1 protein-coding gene is annotated in these 1,793 nt (G+C 62.6%); it reads left to right on the top strand.

All coding sequences use genetic code 11. From position 1 onward, the window contains the following. Window positions 1-704 precede the first annotated feature (704 nt). On the top strand, window positions 705-1,793 hold a 1,089-nt coding region (locus SSP24_RS42305), incomplete at its 3' end, for an N-acetylmuramoyl-L-alanine amidase (protein ID WP_174864814.1).

Below are 1,793 nucleotides of genomic sequence, written 5' to 3'. Positions count from 1 at the left end.
TGCCGAAGTTGAGGTTGCGATAGGCATCCGATAACGCGCACGTGCGTAGGGTGAGGGATGTGCGCTCAGGCGAACCTCTGTGAGCGCACTGTGCGCCCGCCCGCGTTACCTCCCCCCAACAGGGCTGACGCACAGGATGCCCCTGCCTCGGCCTGTACCCCCCGTCCGAGGCGGGGGCACTGCCATCCCCCTGTGCAGGTCGACGCTGATGTATCGGACCAGCCAGCTTCAACCACCAGGAAAGAGTGGGCAGATGAGCTCATCAGGTTGCCCTGTCGCCGCTGGCCTGCCCACTTGTTGAGCCGTGACAAACCACACGGAGGGCTCGCTGGGATCCATGCTGTGACAGTGCGTGATTGCATCGTCCCTGCTTTTCGGCACCGGCGGGATGGCGATTCAGCGTGATCACATAACTGACGCCCCCACGGCTACGCCGAAAGCTGTGTGGCCAGTGTCAATCCCCACCTGAAAGGGCGCTGCGTCTGGCCCCCATCGCCCACCTCCACACAGCCTCACCGAAGTGCCTGTCTAGCACTCCGCTAATTCGGAATGCGGCAGACTGGAAGCTGATTCATGGAGAGAGGGTGCGCGCTCCGCATCCGCATCCCGCTGCCAAAAGACGGCGATGGCTCCTAAAGGTGGGCCAGCTTGGAAGTGAGAGTATGAAGGTACATCAGGTATGGATTGCAGTCGCCGTGGGCAGCATGGCCAACGCTGCCGCTGTGGGCGTCGCGCAGGCGGCTGAGTCGCAGGGTAAGACGCCTGCCGGGTCATCCACTCACCACCTCTCACTGCAAGGTGGGGAAGCTACCGAAGATTTGCCGAATGAGCATTCAACGAAGCCGTTCAGTTTGCTTGGGGTCAGCTGGGACAACCCGGATACCGAGTTGCCAGGTACGGTCGAGGTTCGTACACGGGATGCTCGGACAGGCTCCTGGTCATCGTGGTTTCATCTGGAGGGGCACGGCCACGGCGGCGATGAAGGAACCACGGCAGCGCGTGGTTCGAGCGATCCCGTGTGGGTCGGGCCCTCCAACGGCGTGCAACTGCGTACGACACATGAGGGCAAAGCCGCAGCCAAGTTGCCGGCGGGGGCGCGGCTGGACCTCGTCGACCCGGGAGCCGACAGCGGAAGTGTCTCTGCAGAACCGGGCGCAGGCGAGGGGCAGCCCCCGATCGTCTCGCGTGCCGGATGGGGTGCCGACGAGACTCTGCTCCCGCCTGGTGCCGAGCCTGGCGACCCCTCGAACGATCCGGAGTACAACGCCGAGGTTAAGGCCATATTCGTGCACCACACGGCTGGCACCAATGATTACTCATGTGACGAGTCCCCCGCAATCATCCGTGCTATCCATCGGTACCACGTGGTGACCAACGGCTGGAAGGACGTTGGCTACAACTTCATGGTCGACAAGTGTGGAACCATCTTTGAAGGCCGCAAGGGCGGCACCGATAAGCCGGTACTGGGAGCCCACACGTACGGATTCAACCGCGAATCGAGCGGTATCGGTGTCCTCGGCAACCATGCCGCCCTCCCCGCATCACAGGAAGCCCTCGCCTCGGTGGCCGCTGTGTCTGCCTGGAAGCTCGGCCAGTACGGGGGCGACCCTGCAGGCACTGCCGAACTGACCACCACCGTCACGCAGGAAAACTACTTCGGTAAGCAGTACACAGTGGGCAACTCATACACATTCGAACGCATCTCGAGCCACCGTGACGGTGTCAACGTCGATTGCGCAGGCGACAAACTCTATGAACAGCTTCCCGCAATCCGCCAGCTCGCCTCAGAGCTC

It is taken from the genome of Streptomyces spinoverrucosus (genome assembly GCF_006539505.1).
Taxonomy (GTDB): Bacteria; Actinomycetota; Actinomycetes; order Streptomycetales; family Streptomycetaceae; genus Streptomyces; species Streptomyces spinoverrucosus.
Note: the sequence above shows the minus strand (reverse complement) of the source record. Positions and strands in the feature narration are given on the sequence as shown.